Below are 18,084 nucleotides of genomic sequence, written 5' to 3'. Positions count from 1 at the left end.
AGAATATGTCAAATTTAAAAGATATCAAACGAAAGATCAAGAGTGTTCAAAATACACAAAAGACTACTCGTGCGATGAAACTTGTTTCTACCGCCAAGCTTCGTAAGGCGGAAGAAGCGGCACGATATTCAAGAGTGTATGCACTTAAGATAAATGAAGTTTTATCGGAGATAGCATATAAGATAAATCAATACGCTTCAGTTGCGGCTGAAAGTAAATTTTTCAATACAAAAGAGAAGATTGAAAAGGTTGATATTATTTTTGTTACTGCCGATAAAGGGCTTTGCGGAGGATTTAACGTCCAAAGCATCAAAATCGTTAGAAATATGATAGAGGAATTTAAATCCAAAAAGATCAAAGTTCGTCTTCGTGCTATCGGTAAAAAGGGTATTGAATTTTTTAACTTTCAAGGCGTTGATTTGCTAGAAAGTTATGTTGGAGTAAGTTCTTCTCCAACATACGAGAAAGCTCAAGGCATCATAAAAGAAGCTATAGATGACTTCTTAAGCGGTGCAACCGATAAGGTTATCTTGGTTCATAACGGATATAAAAATATGATCTCACAAGAGATTAGAGTAAATGAGATTGTCCCTATTGAGCCGGCAAAGATTATCGGTGTTGAAACAAATTCGTTAATGGAATTTGAGCCTGAGGATAATTATTCTCAAATTTTAAACGAGCTTTTACAAAAGTATTTTGAATATAGTATGTATTATGCACTTATTGACTCGCTTGCAGCTGAGCATAGTGCAAGGATGCAGGCTATGGACAATGCTACAAATAATGCAAAAGAGCGCGTAGGACAATTAAATCTTGCCTACAATAAAGCAAGACAACAGTCTATCACTACTGAACTTATTGAGATTATCAGTGGTGTTGAGTCAATGAAGTAAGAAAGTAAAGGAGTATAAATGAAAGGTATTATTAGCCAAGTTATGGGACCTGTCGTTGACGTTGATTTTGGCGACTATCTCCCGAAAATTAACGAAGCTATCGAAGTTTATTTTGAAGTTGAGGGCAAGAAAAATAAGTTAGTTCTTGAAGTTGCCGCTCATCTTGGAGATAACCGCGTAAGAACGATTGCTATGGATATGAGTGAAGGCCTTACTCGTGGACTAGAGGCTACGGCTCTTGGTGCACCTATAACCGTGCCTGTAGGCGAGAAAGTGTTAGGTAGAATTTTTAACGTTGTCGGCGATCTTATAGACGAAGGCGAAGGTGTTGAATTTGATAAACATTGGTCTATTCACCGCGATCCACCTCCGTTTGAAGAGCAAAGCACAAAAAGTGAAATTTTTGAAACAGGCATTAAGGTTGTTGACCTTCTTGCCCCTTATGCAAAAGGTGGTAAAGTTGGTCTGTTTGGTGGTGCTGGTGTTGGTAAAACAGTTATCATCATGGAGCTTATCCACAACGTTGCATTTAAACATAGCGGTTACTCTGTATTTGCAGGCGTTGGAGAGAGAACTCGTGAAGGAAACGACCTTTATCATGAAATGAAAGAGTCAAACGTTTTGGATAAAGTTGCCCTATGCTATGGCCAGATGAATGAACCACCAGGGGCAAGAAACCGTATCGCACTTACTGGTCTTACAATGGCTGAATACTTCCGTGATGAGATGGGACTTGATGTTTTGATGTTTATCGATAATATTTTCCGTTTCTCTCAATCAGGTTCAGAGATGTCAGCACTTCTTGGACGTATCCCATCAGCTGTTGGTTATCAACCAACACTTGCTAGTGAGATGGGCAAATTCCAAGAGAGAATTACATCAACCAAAAAAGGCTCTATTACTTCTGTTCAGGCAGTTTACGTTCCTGCAGACGACCTTACTGACCCGGCTCCTGCAACGGTTTTTGCTCACCTTGATGCAACAACAGTTCTTAACCGTGCTATTGCTGAAAAAGGTATCTATCCTGCGGTTGACCCACTAGACTCAACTTCGCGTATGCTTGACCCTCAAATTTTGGGTGAGGATCACTATAAAGTTGCTCGTGGCGTTCAAGCTGTTCTTCAAAAATACAAAGACCTACAAGACATCATTGCGATTCTTGGTATGGATGAGCTTAGTGAAGAAGACAAAGTTACAGTTGATAGAGCTAGAAAGATCGAAAGATTCCTATCTCAACCATTCTTCGTTGCAGAGGTATTTACTGGAAGCCCTGGTAAGTATGTAAGCCTTGAGGAGAGCATTGCCGGATTTAAAGGCATACTTGAAGGTAAATACGATCATCTTCCTGAAGCGGCATTCTATATGGTTGGAAGCATTGATGAGGCTATCGCTAAGGCAGAAAAACTTAAGGCTTAATTTTAAAAAGGAAGCGTAATGGATAAATTACATTTAGAAATAGTAACTCCTCAGGGTCAGGTTTTTGCAAATGACGTGAGTAGTGTAGTGCTTCCGGGTAGCGAGGGTGAATTTGGCGTTTTGCCAAATCACGCCTCTTTAATATCGCTCTTAAAAGCAGGTATTATTGACATAGAAGATAAAAATAAAAATCATGATATTGTTGCTATTAACTGGGGGTATGCCAAGATAGACGAAGGTAAGGTCGTTGTTTTGGCAGATGGAGCTGTATATGTATCAGGTAAAAGCGAGAGTGAACTAGCAAATGCCCTAAATAAAGCTAAGGAGCTTATAGAGAGCATGAGTAGTGAAACAAATGCCTTTGCAGCGACAATCGCAAAAATGGAAAATATGGTGAAAGCGAAATAAGTGAGCGGAATAGATCTGTTTTTAAACTATGTCCAAAGAAGTAGCTTTATTACTATTATTGTTTTAAGCTGGTTATCTATATATTTTATAATCAGCTTTACAATACTTTTTTCAAGAATGGCAGGTATTGCGGCGTGGCAAAAACGAGAGCAAAATGCTCTTGAATCTTTGCTAATGGGTGCAAAAAATATCCCAAATGAATCAAGCTTGCGTAAATGTGCGGGAAGCAAAATTTCTCGCGAGAAGCTCAATGTTTGTATCAGTGTAGCAGAAAAAAATGCCACCAGCGGACTTACATGGCTTAGTATTATAGCTTCAACATCGCCGTTTATAGGTCTTTTTGGAACAGTTATATCGATACTTGAGACGTTTTCACAACTTGGCAACGGTGCAAATTCGTCACTTGGCGTAATAGCTCCGGCCATATCAGAGGCTCTTGTTGCAACCGGAGCTGGTATTTTTGTCGCGATCCCAGCATATACATTTAATCTACTAATTAAACGAAAAGCATACGAGCTAACAAGCACTATTGAACGTGAAGCCGATGTTTTGATCGCTTTAAAAAGAGAAGAAAACGAGATTTAGCATATATGGCTTTAAAATTTGACGAGGGGCAACCCGAGCTTAATATTACTCCGCTTGTTGATATTATGCTCGTTTTGCTCGCTATTTTAATGGTAACAGCACCAACTATAGTTTACCAAGAGGATATTGCACTTCCTGATGGTTCCAAGACCAAAACTTCTGCAGCAAAGCAAAAAGACTTGGTTGTATATATTAATGTCGAAAGAAAAGTTAGGATAGAACAGGCTTTAATAAATTTAGCCGAACTACCTGATAATGTTATTTTAATGGCTGTAAAATATGACAAATCATCACCCGTATATATAAAAGCTGATAAAAATTTAAAATACGATGATGTTATGTTTGTTTTAAAAACATTAAAAAATGCCGGTTTTAACAAAGTTGCTTTAGAGACAAACGGATAATATGTCAGATCGTTCAAAATTTCCTACGATTAGTTCGTTTTTCGTAGCTTTATCTATGTATATATCAATAATTCTTGTTCTCTTCGTAAAACTTACATTTTTTACGGAGCCTGCAAAGAAATATACTGACGATAAAGATGCTTTTATGGATATTGTTATGGTTGAAAGCGAAATTGCTGAAACCATAAAAGCTCCAAAGCAAGAGGAAAAACAAAAAGAGACAAAACCTGTTCTTAAAGAGGAGGTAAAGGAAGAGCCTAAACAAGAAACTACAAACAAAGCAGTTCCGCAAGAACCTTTGCCAACGCCGAGTTTGCCTACTCCAAAAGGAGAGACCAAACCCACAGTCAAACTTCCACCTAGCCAAGATGAGCTTGCAAAAGAAGAACCAAAACCAGAAATTCCGGATATAAAAGATCTCTTTAAAAATATCGACACAGCAAAACTTAAAGAAGATAGCGGTATATCAAAACCGCAAAAAGTTCAAAGTCGTAAAAAAAGTGAAACATCAAATGCTGCTGAGCCTAGTTCACAAGCCAGCGATATAGTAAAAAGTTTACAAATAGACTCGACTCCAAAAGCTCCAAAATCACAAATGAGCGGTGTCTATGATCCGCTTATGGGAGCTATATCAAAACAGATACAAAGAAAATGGCAAAGCTATAAAGCAAATTCAAATAGTGTAGCTAAAATCAAAGCCGTTATTGACGGCAGTGGAAATTTCAGTTACGAAATATTAGAATTGCCGTATGATGCGGCTTTTAATGAAAAGGTTAAAGAGTGTTTAGAGCGTTTAACTCGTGAGAAATTTCCTTTTTCAGCAGGTAAAACGATATCCATTAGTCTTAGTTTAGAAGATAAATTAGAATAAATTTAAAAATTTTAGATACATTACCAAAAACAAAAATCAAATGGAGAGAGTATGAAAAAGATCGTTCTTTTTTTGTGTTGTACGTTGTGGCTTTATGCCGCCGATGCTACCATGTCTATTATAAATCAAGGTATCGCACTTCCCAAAATCGCTCTGCAAGACGCAACTACGGCGGTTAGTGATCCAAGTTTTAAAGAGAAATTTTTTAAGATTATGCTTGGGGATTTAAAGGTTAGTTCTGATTTTGAGGTTATTGAAGAGCACATAGCTTCTACCTACGAAGGCACGGCTGAGACTAATACTATGGGTGGTAAAGGTGTTGAGCTTATTTTTAGATACGCTCTTGAAGGCTCGGCAAATTCACCTTTGACATTAAAAGTTAAGTTGATTAATGCAAAAACTGCAAGTGTTAAATACGAAAGAATTTATACAATGCCAGATGGTGCGAAATATCCATTTTTGGCACACAAAAGTATAGTTGAGCTGACAAATGAGTTAAATTTACCTCCTGTTGGTTGGATGGAGAAATTTATTATCTTTTCAAAATACACATCTGCAAGACAAAGTTCAATAGTTGTGGCAGACTACACACTCACATATCAAAAAACTATAGTAAGTGGCGGGCTTAATATATTTCCAAAATGGGGTGGAGCTGATCAAACTAAATTTTACTACACTTCGTATGTGAATAACAAACCAACTCTTTTTAGATATGATCTTTCAAACGGAACTAAAAGTAAAATCATAGACAGCAACGGTATGTTAATAGCTTCTGACGTTAGCAAAGACGGCAATACGATTTTGCTTACAATGGCGCCAAAAGATCAACCTGACATCTATACATACAATATCGCCAGCAAAAAACTCACCCAAGTTACAAACTATCCTGGAATAGACGTAAATGGAAATTTTGTGGATGCAGACCAAAGAGTGGTTTTTGTTTCCGATAGACTTGGCTATCCAAATGTATTTGCCATAAATTCAAACGGAAGCGGAAATGTTGAACAGATGGTTTTTCACGGTAAGAACAACAACTCTGTAAGTACATTTGAAAATTACATAGTTTATTCTAGCCGTGAAGACAACAATGATGCCGGAACTTTTAACATCTATCTTATCTCTACTAAAACTGATTTTATAAGACAGTTAACGGCAAGTGGTAAAAATAACTACCCTAGATTTTCAAGCGATGGACAAAGTGTTGTATTTATAAAACAGCTTGGTTCTCAAAGTTCTTTGGGGGTTATTAGGCTAAATGAGAATAGAAGTTTCCAATTTCCATTAAAAATCGGTAAAATTCAGTCAATAGATTGGTAAATTTTTGTAAATTTATGGTATAATTCCACACAAATTTTAAATCATTAAAAGGATTGCAAATGAAAAAAGTAGTTCTAGCAAGTGTTGCTGTTGCAGCTTTATTGTTGAGCGGTTGTAGCTCTAAAAACCCTGAGGTAGATATGAGCGCTGACGCTAATAAAGGTGCTGATACAAATATGATGAGCGATGCTGATAGACTAGCTGCTCTTATCGCAAATATCGAAGGTCAAGTTAAAAATGTATACTTCGACTTTGACAAATTCAACATTAAAGCTGACCAACAAGGTGTTGTAAGCGGTAATGCTGTAGTATTTAATCAAGAAGAAGCAAAAGCTCTTTCTATTAAAGTAGAAGGTAACTGCGACGAGTGGGGTACTGATGAGTACAACTACGCTCTAGGTCTAAAACGTGCTAAAAGCGTAAAAGACGCTCTTGTTAGAAACGGCGTTGATGCAGATAGAGTAGCTGTTGTTAGTTTCGGTGAGAGTAACCCAGTTTGCACAGATAAAACTAAAGCATGCGACGCTCAAAATAGACGTGCAGAATTCAAAGTTCTTCCATAATTAGTAATGAATCAAAAAATATTACTTCTTGCGGCCCTAAATTTTGGGGTCGCAATCTCTCTTTTTGCTGAAGTTTCTGCATTTGATGCCGGTAATATAAACACTGCTTCGCCTTATGGTTTAACAGACGGGGAAAAAGCTGCCTTAAGTAATAGGCGTAGTGTTCAAAATATTGAAGAAAATATGAATAGTGTTTCAGAACAGCTTCAAGGTCTTCAAAGTTTGATTGAAAGCATGAGTTTAAGGATGAATAAACTTGAGCAAAGAGTTGATGACTTAGAAACTAGAGTTAACGGCGATGTAAATAACTCTGGAAATAGCCTCGCTTCACTTAAAGCCTATGTTGAAGAAACAAGAAAAATTCAAGATAGAAATTATAAAAATATAACAGACACATTAAATAAATTAAGTGGTTTGATAGATAAAAAAAATACAAATACTTCAAATAGCCAAAAAGCTTCTGATCAAAATCAAAATAAAACTAAATCAAATTTTTCAGGTAAAAATGATAAAGATGTAATGTCTGACGGTATAAAACTTTTAAATTCAAATAAAACTTCCGAAGCTGCAGAGTATTTTGAATATCTTTTGAAAAAAAACTATAAACCATCTACTTCAAATTTTTATCTAGGCGAAGTTGCATATAAGCAAAAATCATACAGCACTGCAATAAAATACTATCAAAAAAGTATAGAAGCCAACGACAAGGCTGACTATACACCAAAACTTCTATACCATACGGCGATAAGCTTTGATAAAATAGGTGACACTCAAAGCGCAAATCGCTTCTATAAGGCTCTTAAGGTCGGATACCCAGACAGTAAAGAAGCCAAAGCCTCTCCAGATCGTAATTAACATTAAACTTTTTTAGATATAATCTTATTTTTATTTTAATAAGGAGATATTTATGAGTAAAGATCAAGTCATAACTATGTTTTATGAGTTAAAGGATGCCGATAGCGGTGAAATTTTAGAGTCAAATATGCAAGGTGGCGCCGAAATTTCATTTATAACGGGTCGTGGCCACATTATAGAAAAATTAGAAGAAGAAGTTAGTAAATTAAAATCCGGAGATAGAACTGAAATTGCTATCAATGCTGCCCAAGCGTGCGGCGAATACAACGCAGAAGCTATCCAAGCTTTGCCAAAAGAACAATTCGCGGGTATTGATTTAAGAGAGGGCATGGAGCTATTTGGTCAAAATGAAGATGGCTCAAGTGTTCGTGTAATTGTTAAAGAGATTAAAGACGATGAAGTTGTAGTAGATTTTAACCATCCTTATGCGGGTCGCAACTTATTATTTAATGTTGAAATTCTAGAAGTTAGAGAAGCAACAGAAGATGAAAAGGCTACAGGCATGGTTGCCGGTGCTCACACTTGTGGTTGTGGCGGTCACGGACATGATCATGGCGATGGCGGCTGCTGCGGCGGACACGGTCATCATGAGCACGGCGATGGTGAGTGTTGTGGCGGACACGGTCATCATGAGCACGGCGATGGTGAGTGTTGTGGCGGTCACGGACATGGACATGATCATGGAGAAGGCGGATGTTGCGGTGGTCATGGCCACGATCATGATGACGATGATGACGATCATGGACACGGTGGCGGCTGCTGCGGTAGACACCATCATTAAGATATAGCATGAAAACAGCATTTATATTTCCTGGCCAAGGATCTCAAACTCTCGGCATGGGAAGAGAATTTTATGAAAATTTCAGTAGCTCTCGTGAGCTACTAGAACTTGCGTCAGATGAGCTAAAGATCGATTTTAAAAATTTGTTATTTGAAGAGAATGACAAACTAAACATAAGCGAATTTACCCAGCCGGCTATTGTTTTAAATTCGCTTATGACATTTTTGGCTTTCAAGGAACGCATTAGTACCTCTTCAGAATTTTCTTTAGGTCACTCACTTGGAGAATTTAGCGCATTGGCTGTTAGTGGTGCATTCGAGTTTGTAGAGGCTTTAAAGATAGTAAATTTACGAGGAAAATTTATGCAGCAAGACTGTGACGGCAAGGGTGCCGGCATGATGGTTGTATTAAATTTAGCTGATGAAACTATAAATAATATCTGCCTTGAAGCAAGAACACAAGGGCTTTGTGCCTATGCTGCAAATTTTAACTGCAACGGTCAAGTGGTGGTAGCCGGTCTTAGTTCTGATCTGGCACAACTTGAGGCAAAATTTAAGGAAGCCGGTGCAAAAAGAGCTATGCTTTTAAATATGTCGGTTGCAAGTCACTGTCCTTTGCTTGAAAATGCTTCACAAAAACTTGGCGAAGAGCTTGCAAGATATCTAAAAGATGATTTTGCTCCGGTTGTATCAAATGTAACGGCAAAGCCTTATAAAAGTCGTAACGAGGCTTTAAATTTACTTAAACAGCAACTAATCAAGCCAGTTCTTTATAAACAAAGCATAGAAAATAATCCCGTTGGTATATTTGTTGAATTTGGTGCAAAGGTTCTAAGCGGCATAAATAAAAAAATCACCGATACACCTACGATCAGCATTACCGATATGGCAAGTCTTGACGAGGCTGTTAAAATTTTGGAGGATAAATGATAGCAATACTTGGTGCGATGAACGAAGAGATAACGCCTATTTTAAATAGACTACAAGGCTACGAAGTTATTGAGTATGCAGGTAATAAATTTTATACATCAAACTACAACGGTAAAGATATAGTTGTTGCTTATTCAAAGATAGGCAAGGTCAATGCCGCTCTTACAGCAAGTATTTTGATACAAAAATTTAAAGCAGAAAAACTACTCTTTACCGGTGTAGCGGGCGCTCTTGCCGATGGGCTTAAGATAGGAGATTTACTTTTTGCAACAAGTCTTGTTCAACATGATTTGGATATTACGGATTTTGGTCATCCTTATGGCTATGTGCCAGGTATTGAAATTTTTACAAAAACCGATGAGGGTTTAAGTGAGATAGCAAAGAGTGTCGCTAAAAAACACGCCATAGATCTTAAAAGCGGTATTATCGCAACTGGCGATCAGTTTGTTTGTCGCCAAGAGAAAAAAGACTGGATAAAAAATACATTTAATGCTTCTGCGGTTGAGATGGAGGGTGCTAGTGTAGCGCAAGTTTGCACACAATTAGATGTGCCATTTTTTATGATGCGCGCCATAAGTGATGAGGCGAGCGGTGATGCAACATGTGATTTTGACGAGTTTTTGCATACTTCGGCTGAAGTTAGTGCGGATTTTGTTCTTGACATGGTTTCGCAACTATGATAGATCTTAGCAAAAAGCTACTTCGCGTAGTCGGTCAGACGAACGCTAAATATAAAATGTTTGAGGAAAATGACAAAATTTTACTTGCGCTAAGCGGCGGTAAAGACAGTATGACCTTGGCACACTTGCTTAAGCATTTTTGCTCGGTAAGCCCGTTAAATTGGGATTTTCAAGCTGTTACCGTTAGCTATGGTATAGGTGAGAATTTTGTTCCTATAAAAGAGCATTTTAAAGAGCATGAAATTCCTTACGAGGTCATTGACACTAATATCTTTGAATTTGGTAAGGAAAAGATCCGCGAAAATACGACTTTTTGTAGCTTTTGCAGTCGTATGCGTCGCGGATATCTTTACAGTTATGCGTTAAAAAACGGCTTTAACAAAATAGCCATCGCACATCATTTAGATGATGCTGCCGAGAGTTTTTTTATGAATTTGACATATAACGGAGCTCTAAGAACGCTAGCTCCAAAATATGCGGCAGAAAACGGACTAAGTGTTATAAGACCGTTAATCTTAGTTCGTGAAAGACAGCTTAGGGATTGTGCGGTTAAAAACGAAATTCCTATAATGAACGAAGAGGAGAGCTGTCCTGCTAGAACATATGGCGGCAAGTCTCCACGTGCACGAGCTGAAACTAAAGATATGCTATCAAATTTAGAGCGTGAAAATCCAAAATTTTTCATTTCATTAAAATCAGCCTTTGAAAATATCCACTCAGATACATTTTTTAAGGCATATTAAATTTGATGTCAAAATCCTTCTAGGATGATTTGATAAATTTTATTTACATCATTGTCGCTTAGTTCTATCGTGCTGTTGGTGTTAAAAAGAATTTCTATCGCTTGCTTATCAAATTCATCTCTTTTAAAACAATGTGGATGCGAGAGTAGAAAACCTCTTGTTAGGCACACTTTATCCTTGATAACTTCATCGCAAACAAAGCACTCAAATTCGGAGTGTAAACGTCCCTCGGCTTCTAAAATTCTAATATAACTTTCGATAATTAAACGTTTTGGATTGGCAAGCCCAAAGCGTTTGGCGCAAATTTCAAGCTCGTTAAAATAAATTTGATCTACACTGTCTATGTCTTTTAAATGCAGATAAAAAAGCCTCATTAATTGTTGCCATATAATAAGTTTGTCACGATTTGTGAGCCATCTAAAACCAAGATGCAAGACGCTTCTTAGTTGCGGTAAGAAATTTTGATTTTCTACAAGTTCAAAGTCGATTTTATATCCGGTCATAATATTAGCATGACGAGCGCCGTAAAACCGATAGGATTTTATAACATTTTCTTCCGTTAGAATATACACCAAAAGGTCTTCGTCTTTAACCTTTTGCGTATGTATGATGTAGCCTTGCATCTAAGCAAAAAAACTCTCTATCAATGCTCGCATGACGCCAGTATCTTCGATACGGTTTATCTCGTTGCGAAAATTTGTAGCCTCGCTCATGCCTTTGCTGTATTGGTGTAGATGTTTGCGAAATATATTACTTCCACGTTCGCCGTAATGCTCTATCATTGCGTCAAAATGAGCCAAGATGATCTCTCTTTTTAAATTTATATCTACACTTTTGCCACTTTTTATCTCATTAAATATCCATGGCTTGCCAATACTTGCTCTTCCTATCATGAGGGCGTCGCAGTTTGTGGTATTTAAAATTTCATCAGCATTTTGTGCGTTTATATCTCCATTTGCTATAACGGGAATTTTAATGGATGATTTTACTTGTGCAATAGCGTCGTAATCAACTTGCGCGCTATAGCCACCGGCTCTTGTTCGTCCATGGATCGCAATGTAGTCAGCTCCAGCATCTTCACATGCTTTTGCGATGCTAACATGGTTTTTTTCGTTAAAACCAAGCCTTATTTTTACGCTTGTTAGTTTTTTATTGGAGGTTTCTTTTATTGTTTTTATTATTTGTTTTAAAAGTTCAAGATCGTTTAAAAGCGCCGATCCTGCACATTGGCGTACAACCTTTGGCACAGGACATCCGCAGTTTAGGTCTATGCCGTCTATATCGTCAAATTTATTGATTATTTGAACGGCTTTTTTGATGTTTGCTACATCGCTACCTGCTATTTGCACGATATATGGATTTTCATTTGGAGATTTCTTAAGCATTTCTAATGTTTTATCGGAGCCTTCATAGACCAATGCATTTGCGCTTATCATCTCGCTTACTGTCACATCACAGCCAAATTTCTTAACAACGCTGCGCAAAGGCAGGTCGGAAAAGCCTGCCAATGGAGCTAAAAATAGAGGTTTTTTAGAAAAGTCGATCATTTATAAAACAAAGAGGTGGATACTATCTTGCCGTAATCTCGTAAAAATAATAGAGTTTTTATCTCTTTAAACTCGTCGTTATCGCTACCTTCTATTGCATCTCTTACTTTGTCTATCATTTGAAGCTCATATAGGGCATATATGTAAGCTTCCTCTGCATCTGCATGATCAGTTTTTAACTGTTCAAATACCGCAATAAATGCATCCGGTTTTAGTTTGTCTTTTAGTAAAATAGCTGATTTTACGTATTGTTCTTTTGTTATTTTGACATTATTAAGTAGCTCAACTATCTCGTCTTTTTCTAAGGCTATCTCATCATTAACAAACCTACTTACGATAAGAATTATCTCGTCAGCGCTAAGGCTAAAATTTGCTCTTTTTATCTCTTGATAGCTTGTTGTTTTTATCATTTTCTCGCGCACCGCTTTAAGTAAAGACTCGTCTGCATTTGAAGAATTTTTTAAAATTTCAGCGTAGTAGTTGCTTAGTTTTTCTACTTTATTTACTTCGTTCTTTAAATTTAGAGGATTTTCTTTTGGAAGTTTAAATTTTTTGATATCAACAACGTCGCCGTTTTGAACACTTTTTACATTTTGTATTACGCTATTGATTTCAGCATCTTCGATACTAGTGTCTTTGTTTTGATTCCAAGGAGACAGTATGCGAAGTATTTGAGCTGGAATTTTATAAATATCTGTTTTAAATTCTTTGTTTGACTCAAGACCAAGTAAAATTTCTTTTGTCATCTCTTTATATAATGCACCGTCTTTTTTGATGTTTCTTTTATATCTATACATACTAAAACTGTGATAAAGTATATGAAGCACTGCAAGCAGCGAAAAGAGCGCAACTGGAAGCATAAACCATATAGCAAGAGGAAGGGTTAAAGAGTAATCTAAAAGGTTAAATGTATGTTCAGAGTTATCTAGCGTGTATATAAATGCGCCGACCAAACAAACGTAAATGACAGAGTAGATAAAAAATCGTCTAGTTTTCATCCGATATCCTTTATTTTTTGGCTGTTTTTTCCACTATTTCACGACATGTTATGCAGTATCTTGCATGTGGTTTTACTTTAAGCCTAGCCATGCCTATCTCCTCTTCACACATTTCGCAAATTCCGTAGGTATTGTTAAAAATTTTACTCAAAGAGAGTGCTATCTCGTCAAGTTCGGCTCTTTGTTGAGCTGAGATTGATTGTTCGATTAATTGATCGGTATTGATGGAAGCTATGTCAAATTCGTCACTTACGCCACTATCTCTTAAGCCGTTTACCTCACTTGCAGCATCGTCAATGTTCTTTTTTATTTGAATTTTTCTATCTTCAAGAAGTTTCTTAAAAAATTCTAAATCTTTTTGTGTCATCTATGTCCTTTATTTATGATAGGGATGGTTTGCATTTATACAAAGTCCTCTAAAAATTTGCTCAAATAGCATGAGCTTGGCTATCTTGTGCGCCAATGTCATCGGGCTTAGACTAATGATCTTGTCTGCTTTATTTTTTAAATTTTCACTAAGGCCGTAAGCGCCACCGATGAAGAAGTTGATTTGATTGTTGTTTTCAAAAATTTTTGCAAAATCTTTGCTGTTTAAACTGCTTCCGCGCTCATCAAGCATGATGCAGTAGCCTTTTAAATTTGGCTCATAAACTTCGTCATAAGCCTTTAAAGCATCATTTGCTCCTATGCTTTGAGCCTTTGCGATTTTATCATTAAAAAGTATTTTGTCTTTAATATTTGCAAATTTAGCCGACATTTTTATATACTCTTTGATCTCTTTTTCAAAGTTATCGGCTTTTGTTTTTTGTATACTAAAAACAGAAATTTCCAACATTTAGCCTTTGTTTTTTAACTTTAATTCAAACGGCTTATCGTTAGAATTTAAAAATTCTTGATTTTCCAACTCATCAAGGGTTGGTTTTTTGTGCTTAAGCGGTGCGTTGTTTGTTAAAAATTTTATCATATCGCTTATAAATTTCTTATGTTCGTTTCTAGGAACGATAGCATCGATAAGTCCGTGTTCTAGTAAAAATTCAGCCCTTTGAAAACCGTCCGGCAGATCAGCTCCGATAGTTTGTTTTATAACACGCTGTCCTGCAAATCCTATAAGTGCACCGGGCTCTGCTATGATAATATCTCCAAGCCATGCAAAACTAGCGCTTACACCACCCATGGTAGGGTCTGTTAGGACAGAAATGTAAGGAATTTTAGCCTCATCAAGAAGCTTAAGAGCTGCAGATGTTTTTGACATTTGCATTAAAGAAAATGTGCTTTCTTGCATTCTTGCTCCGCCTGAAGCGCTTATGATAACTAATGCTTCTTTCTTTGTGATAGCGCGCTTGATGGCACGAACGATCTTTTCTCCCTCTACCGAGGCAAGAGACCCACCCATAAAGCCAAAGTCAAATACCACAAGTTGGATACCAACACCTTCGCATTTCGCTTCTCCGCAAATTACTGAGCTGTTTCGTCCTGTTTTTTCACTACTTTCGCTAATACGCTTTTTGTAAGATTTTTTATCAACAAAATTTAGCGGGTCAACAGGCTTTAAATTTGCATCAAATTCAATAAATGTGCCTTCATCGCATATAAGTTTTATACGTTCTTCCGGTTTTAATCTCATGTGGTGAGCGCACTTTGGGCATACGTTAAAACACGCCTCAACCTCTTTATAATACATTAACGAGTGACAGTGGTCACACTTTACCCAGTGAGTTGGCGCCTCTTCCGGGCGTGGCTGCGTTTTTCGTATTTTGGAAAAAATATCGGTAAAATTCATTTTCTGACCTACTTAATTACAAAATTGTTCGGATTATATCTAAAATTGCCTTTTTTTTTCTTATAGGTGATTTAAATTCATAAAAATATTGTCTTTATGTTTTTGGTATATAAGGAGTGGTGACGCGGAAATTTCCGCGTCAAAGAGATTAAAATCTTCTTCCGATAGTAAATTCAAATGTGTTTGTTTCGTCGTTATGTTTTTTATCAAGAGCTCTTGCAAAGATAAGTTGCAGTGGTCCGATAGGTGTAACCCACTCTATACCAGCACCAACGGATGAACGTTTTATCTCGTTTAGGTTTTTCTCTCCGATCATACCGTAGTCATAAAACAATACGCCACGCATTTTAACGCGCTCTATTAATGGAATACTTAACTCAACAGAGTTATTAAAGGCTATTTGACCACCTGTTTCATACCATTGCCCATCTTTGGCTAGCACTTTTGGAGAAACGCTTCTGCTTTCATATCCACGTAAATTTCTAATGCCGCCAAGGTATAATTTTTCGTTGATAGGCACATATCCGTTATCCCATATCTTGCCAAAATTTGACTTATATCTGATGATTAGGTCATAGTCGATATACTCTCTAAGACCTAGATAATAGTTGAAATTTGTTCTATTTTTAAAGAATTCCTCATCTCCGCCAAGACCGGCAGCTTCAAGAGAAGCGCCTGCGATAATACCGCGACGAGGCAGATAGTAGTCGTCTGTGCTGTTGTATGAGATAGCTGGTATTATAGAGCTTTTTATGTTTCTGCCCTCTTTATATCCTACCTCTTTTAAGACATCTTTTAGTCCTTGTATATCACTTTGTTCTATGACATATGTTAGAGAGGCATTTAAATTTCTTGTAAGTTTTCTACCGACTGTGGTACTAAAGCCGTATGATTTTTCATCATAACTATCCCAGTCGTAATCGTTTGCATAGATGCTTCCGCCCCAGCTGTATTCTGAGTCAAATACACGCGGGTTTGTAAGGCTGATTTGTCCTGAAAGTTCATCGTCGCTTTTGTCTATACTGATGGTTCCTTGCATGCCAGAGCCAAATATATTTGTATCAGAAAGTGAAGCGTTTAAAAGTAGACCGTCAGAGCTACCATAGCCGATACCACCGCTAATGGTTCCTGTAGACGCCTCTTTAACTTCAACTGTTAGATCTACTGTGTTTTTATCTACTCGCTCTTCTTTGATATCAACATCATCAAAGTAGCTCGTTCTTTTTAGTGCATCTTTTGAGTCTTGAAGATCGGTTCTGCTATATAAATTTCCCTCGGTTAGATATAGTTCTCGTCTAACAACGCGGTCAACAGTGCGGTCGTTGCCTGAAATTTGAACATTTCTTATATATACTTGTTCGCCGGGATCTACTTCGTATTCAATATCAACCGTTTGGTTGTTTTCGTATTTTTGAGTTTTTGGATAGACCTTAACAAACGCATAACCTTTATCGGCTACTAAGTCATCAAGCTTTTTCATGTCTTGACGAAGACGAGCCGAATTCATGCGGTCGCCAGGCTCGAGCTTAAAGTCTTTTAAAATTTCATCCGTATCAAGCTCAAGTTCACTTGGTGCATTTATGCCGACTTTTGCCACGTCATAAGGTTTACCTTCGTGGATATAGTAAGTAAGATCGGCTGTGTAGTTATCAAAAGATGAGTTTAGATAAGGCGAAGATACGGTTGCGTCAAGATAGCCTTTTTGAAAGTATCTATCTTGAATTCTTGCAGGATCATTGGGAAGCTCTTGAAGCTTGACTTTGCCGTCATTCCTGCCCCACATCCAACCCATAAATTCACGACTTTTGTTTGCTACAAGCGGCTCCATGTCACTGTAGTCGAATTTTTGTGCGCCTATTAAATTTACTTTATTGATTATCATGTTTTCGCCGCGGTTTACGTTCATTGTTATAAACAGTGAGCTTTCATTGCCTGCAACAGCCTCTTTTTGCACATCTACAACCGTGTCAAAATAGCCTTTTGATTCGTAATATTGGCGAATTCTCTCTTTTGTTTTTTCTATGATCAAGTCGTCATACATATTGCCGGGCTTTATGCTTATTAAAGACTCGATAGCTGTTTTGTCGTTTGTTACTACACCTTTTATGTCAAGTCTTGCAATGCTTGGCTTTTCTTTTATGTTTACGGTTATGTTGCCTTTATTATCCGTGTCTATCCAGATGTCTTGCATGTAGCCTTGTTTATAAAGGTTCATTATCGCCCTGTCTGTTGCATCGCCGGTAAGCTCGTCTCCTACTTTAAGACCCATTATATCCTTTGCGACTTCTGGTGAAAGGTGGATAAGTCCTTTGAAATTTATAGACTGAATTTTTTCCGCATTTAGGCCGCTTAGAGCCAAAAGTACTAAAAATAAGCTTTTTTTCATTAAATTTAACCTAAATATTGAGTATAAAGGCGTATAATATCATAATTTATTTTTAAAATATATAAAAATTGACAAAATTTAAAAGGGCGTTAAATATGAAAGTTGGGATAGTTGGACTAGGATTAATCGGCGGCTCATTGGGGCTTGCATTAAAGGATGAAAAGCTTATATCTTGTGTTAGTGGATATGACATAAAACAAGAGCATCAAAGCAAGGCGCTAGAGCTAGGACTTGTGCATGAAATTTTAACTCTTGACGAGATGAAAAGAAAATGCGACATCATCTTTCTTGCTATACCGGTTGAAGCGATAATCCAAACTATGCAAAATTTAAACGATATCAGCGATGATACTACGATTATTGATTTTGGTTCTACAAAACAAAAGATCATCCAAGCCGTTCCAAAAGAAATTCGTAAAAATTTTATACCGGCTCACCCGATGGCGGGAACTGAATATTCTGGGCCGGAAGCCGCGTTTAAAAGTCTTTATAAGGATGCAGTTGTTGTGGTTTGCGACTTTGAAGAAAGTAGTGAAAAGCATGTTAAGCGCTCGGTTGAGTTGTTTTCTCATCTTGGTATGAAGATCGTCTTCATGAGCGCAAAAGAGCACGATCATCATGTCGGTATAATCTCGCATCTGCCTCACGCTATCGCATTTTCTTTGGCAAGTGGCGTTTTAAAAGAAGAGGACACAAGGCATATTATGGCGCTTGGAGGCCCTACATTTCGTGGTATGATCCGTGTTGCAAAAAGTTCTCCTATAATGTGGAGTGATATTTTTAAGCAAAATAAAGACAATATTTTAGAGGCGATTAAAATATTTAAAAACGAACTTAGCGAATGCGAAAAACTAGTTCAAAACGAGCAGTGGAACGAACTTTACGACTGGATGAGTCAGGCTAGAAAGATACGCGAAATTTTATGATT

20 protein-coding genes and 1 pseudogene are annotated in these 18,084 nt (G+C 37.2%); 14 read left to right on the top strand and 7 right to left on the bottom strand.

Annotated elements, in window-relative coordinates; genetic code table 11:
• Window positions 1–5 precede the first annotated feature (5 nt).
• From atpG to CCAL5182_RS02445, 13 genes and pseudogenes are all read left to right on the top strand, one after another.
• Complete coding sequence (gene atpG, locus CCAL5182_RS02505; RefSeq protein WP_336610168.1) at window positions 6–893, top strand: ATP synthase F1 subunit gamma; 888 nt, start codon at window positions 6–8, stop codon at window positions 891–893.
• Between the two features lie 18 nt (window positions 894–911).
• Window positions 912–2,309, top strand: a complete 1,398-nt coding sequence (atpD, locus tag CCAL5182_RS02500) for a F0F1 ATP synthase subunit beta (RefSeq protein ID WP_169937158.1) — start codon at window positions 912–914, stop codon at window positions 2,307–2,309.
• Between the two features lie 18 nt (window positions 2,310–2,327).
• A complete protein-coding gene (gene atpC, locus CCAL5182_RS02495; protein ID WP_169937160.1) occupies window positions 2,328–2,717 on the top strand; it encodes an ATP synthase F1 subunit epsilon in 390 nt (129 codons plus the stop codon).
• Window positions 2,718–3,302, top strand: a complete 585-nt coding sequence (locus CCAL5182_RS02490; RefSeq protein WP_169937162.1) for a MotA/TolQ/ExbB proton channel family protein — start codon at window positions 2,718–2,720, stop codon at window positions 3,300–3,302. It begins immediately after the preceding gene.
• Between the two features lie 5 nt (window positions 3,303–3,307).
• Window positions 3,308–3,706 carry a biopolymer transporter ExbD gene (locus CCAL5182_RS02485; protein WP_169971820.1) on the top strand — a complete coding sequence of 133 codons (399 nt, stop codon included), beginning with the start codon at window positions 3,308–3,310 and terminating at the stop codon, window positions 3,704–3,706.
• Between the two features lies 1 nt (window position 3,707).
• The gene (locus CCAL5182_RS02480) at window positions 3,708–4,577 is read left to right on the top strand and encodes a hypothetical protein (RefSeq protein ID WP_336610167.1); all 870 of its coding nucleotides are present in this window, start codon (window positions 3,708–3,710) and stop codon (window positions 4,575–4,577) included.
• Between the two features lie 51 nt (window positions 4,578–4,628).
• Entirely contained in the window at window positions 4,629–5,894 is a 1,266-nt protein-coding gene (gene tolB, locus CCAL5182_RS02475) for a Tol-Pal system protein TolB (RefSeq protein WP_336610166.1), read from the top strand.
• Between the two features lie 59 nt (window positions 5,895–5,953).
• Complete coding sequence (locus tag CCAL5182_RS02470) at window positions 5,954–6,457, top strand: OmpA family protein (RefSeq protein WP_169971818.1); 504 nt, start codon at window positions 5,954–5,956, stop codon at window positions 6,455–6,457.
• A gap of 6 nt (window positions 6,458–6,463) precedes the next feature.
• Window positions 6,464–7,312, top strand: a complete 849-nt coding sequence (locus CCAL5182_RS02465) for a tetratricopeptide repeat protein (RefSeq protein ID WP_169937171.1) — start codon at window positions 6,464–6,466, stop codon at window positions 7,310–7,312.
• A gap of 52 nt (window positions 7,313–7,364) precedes the next feature.
• Window positions 7,365–7,949: pseudogene (locus CCAL5182_RS02460) on the top strand (FKBP-type peptidyl-prolyl cis-trans isomerase); the annotation flags it as partial.
• A gap of 152 nt (window positions 7,950–8,101) precedes the next feature.
• Window positions 8,102–9,022: an ACP S-malonyltransferase gene (gene fabD, locus CCAL5182_RS02455; RefSeq protein WP_336610165.1), complete on the top strand. Its 921-nt coding sequence runs from the start codon at window positions 8,102–8,104 to the stop codon at window positions 9,020–9,022.
• Window positions 9,019–9,702 carry a 5'-methylthioadenosine/adenosylhomocysteine nucleosidase gene (locus CCAL5182_RS02450; RefSeq protein ID WP_336610164.1) on the top strand — a complete coding sequence of 228 codons (684 nt, stop codon included), beginning with the start codon at window positions 9,019–9,021 and terminating at the stop codon, window positions 9,700–9,702. Before fabD ends, CCAL5182_RS02450 begins: the two co-directional genes overlap by 4 nt.
• Window positions 9,699–10,445, top strand: a complete 747-nt coding sequence (locus CCAL5182_RS02445; RefSeq protein ID WP_169937180.1) for a tRNA 2-thiocytidine biosynthesis TtcA family protein — start codon at window positions 9,699–9,701, stop codon at window positions 10,443–10,445. Before CCAL5182_RS02450 ends, CCAL5182_RS02445 begins: the two co-directional genes overlap by 4 nt.
• 8 nt (window positions 10,446–10,453) lie before the next feature.
• On the opposite strand, the gene recO is transcribed toward CCAL5182_RS02445, so the two are convergent.
• From recO to bamA, 7 genes are all read right to left on the bottom strand, one after another.
• Complete coding sequence (recO, locus tag CCAL5182_RS02440) at window positions 10,454–11,068, bottom strand: recombination protein RecO (RefSeq protein ID WP_169937182.1); 615 nt, start codon at window positions 11,066–11,068, stop codon at window positions 10,454–10,456.
• Window positions 11,069–11,992 (bottom strand): tRNA dihydrouridine synthase, encoded by a 924-nt coding sequence (locus CCAL5182_RS02435; protein ID WP_169937184.1) that lies wholly within the window; start codon window positions 11,990–11,992, stop codon window positions 11,069–11,071.
• Window positions 11,989–12,990: a LapA family protein gene (locus CCAL5182_RS02430; protein ID WP_336610163.1), complete on the bottom strand. Its 1,002-nt coding sequence runs from the start codon at window positions 12,988–12,990 to the stop codon at window positions 11,989–11,991. The genes CCAL5182_RS02435 and CCAL5182_RS02430 overlap by 4 nt, the downstream gene beginning before the upstream one ends.
• 10 nt (window positions 12,991–13,000) lie before the next feature.
• Window positions 13,001–13,357 carry an RNA polymerase-binding protein DksA gene (gene dksA / locus CCAL5182_RS02425; protein WP_169937188.1) on the bottom strand — a complete coding sequence of 119 codons (357 nt, stop codon included), beginning with the start codon at window positions 13,355–13,357 and terminating at the stop codon, window positions 13,001–13,003.
• Window positions 13,358–13,366: 9 nt separating this feature from the next.
• On the bottom strand, window positions 13,367–13,822 hold the full coding sequence (locus CCAL5182_RS02420; RefSeq protein ID WP_169937190.1) for a 23S rRNA (pseudouridine(1915)-N(3))-methyltransferase RlmH: 456 nt from the start codon (window positions 13,820–13,822) through the stop codon (window positions 13,367–13,369).
• Between the two features lie 3 nt (window positions 13,823–13,825).
• Window positions 13,826–14,770, bottom strand: a complete 945-nt coding sequence (accD, locus tag CCAL5182_RS02415) for an acetyl-CoA carboxylase, carboxyltransferase subunit beta (RefSeq protein ID WP_169937192.1) — start codon at window positions 14,768–14,770, stop codon at window positions 13,826–13,828.
• 148 nt (window positions 14,771–14,918) lie between these two features.
• Complete coding sequence (bamA, locus tag CCAL5182_RS02410; protein ID WP_336610162.1) at window positions 14,919–17,156, bottom strand: outer membrane protein assembly factor BamA; 2,238 nt, start codon at window positions 17,154–17,156, stop codon at window positions 14,919–14,921.
• 95 nt (window positions 17,157–17,251) lie between these two features.
• Between bamA and CCAL5182_RS02405 the strand changes: the two genes are divergently transcribed.
• On the top strand, window positions 17,252–18,082 hold the full coding sequence (locus tag CCAL5182_RS02405; protein WP_169937195.1) for a prephenate dehydrogenase: 831 nt from the start codon (window positions 17,252–17,254) through the stop codon (window positions 18,080–18,082).
• Window positions 18,083–18,084 lie beyond the last annotated feature (2 nt).

It is taken from the genome of Campylobacter sp. 7477a (assembly GCF_014892335.1).
GTDB classification, from domain to species: Bacteria; Campylobacterota; Campylobacteria; order Campylobacterales; family Campylobacteraceae; genus Campylobacter_A; species Campylobacter_A californiensis.
The sequence above is the reverse complement of the archived record's forward strand: the minus strand, read 5'-3'. Positions and strand labels throughout refer to the sequence as shown.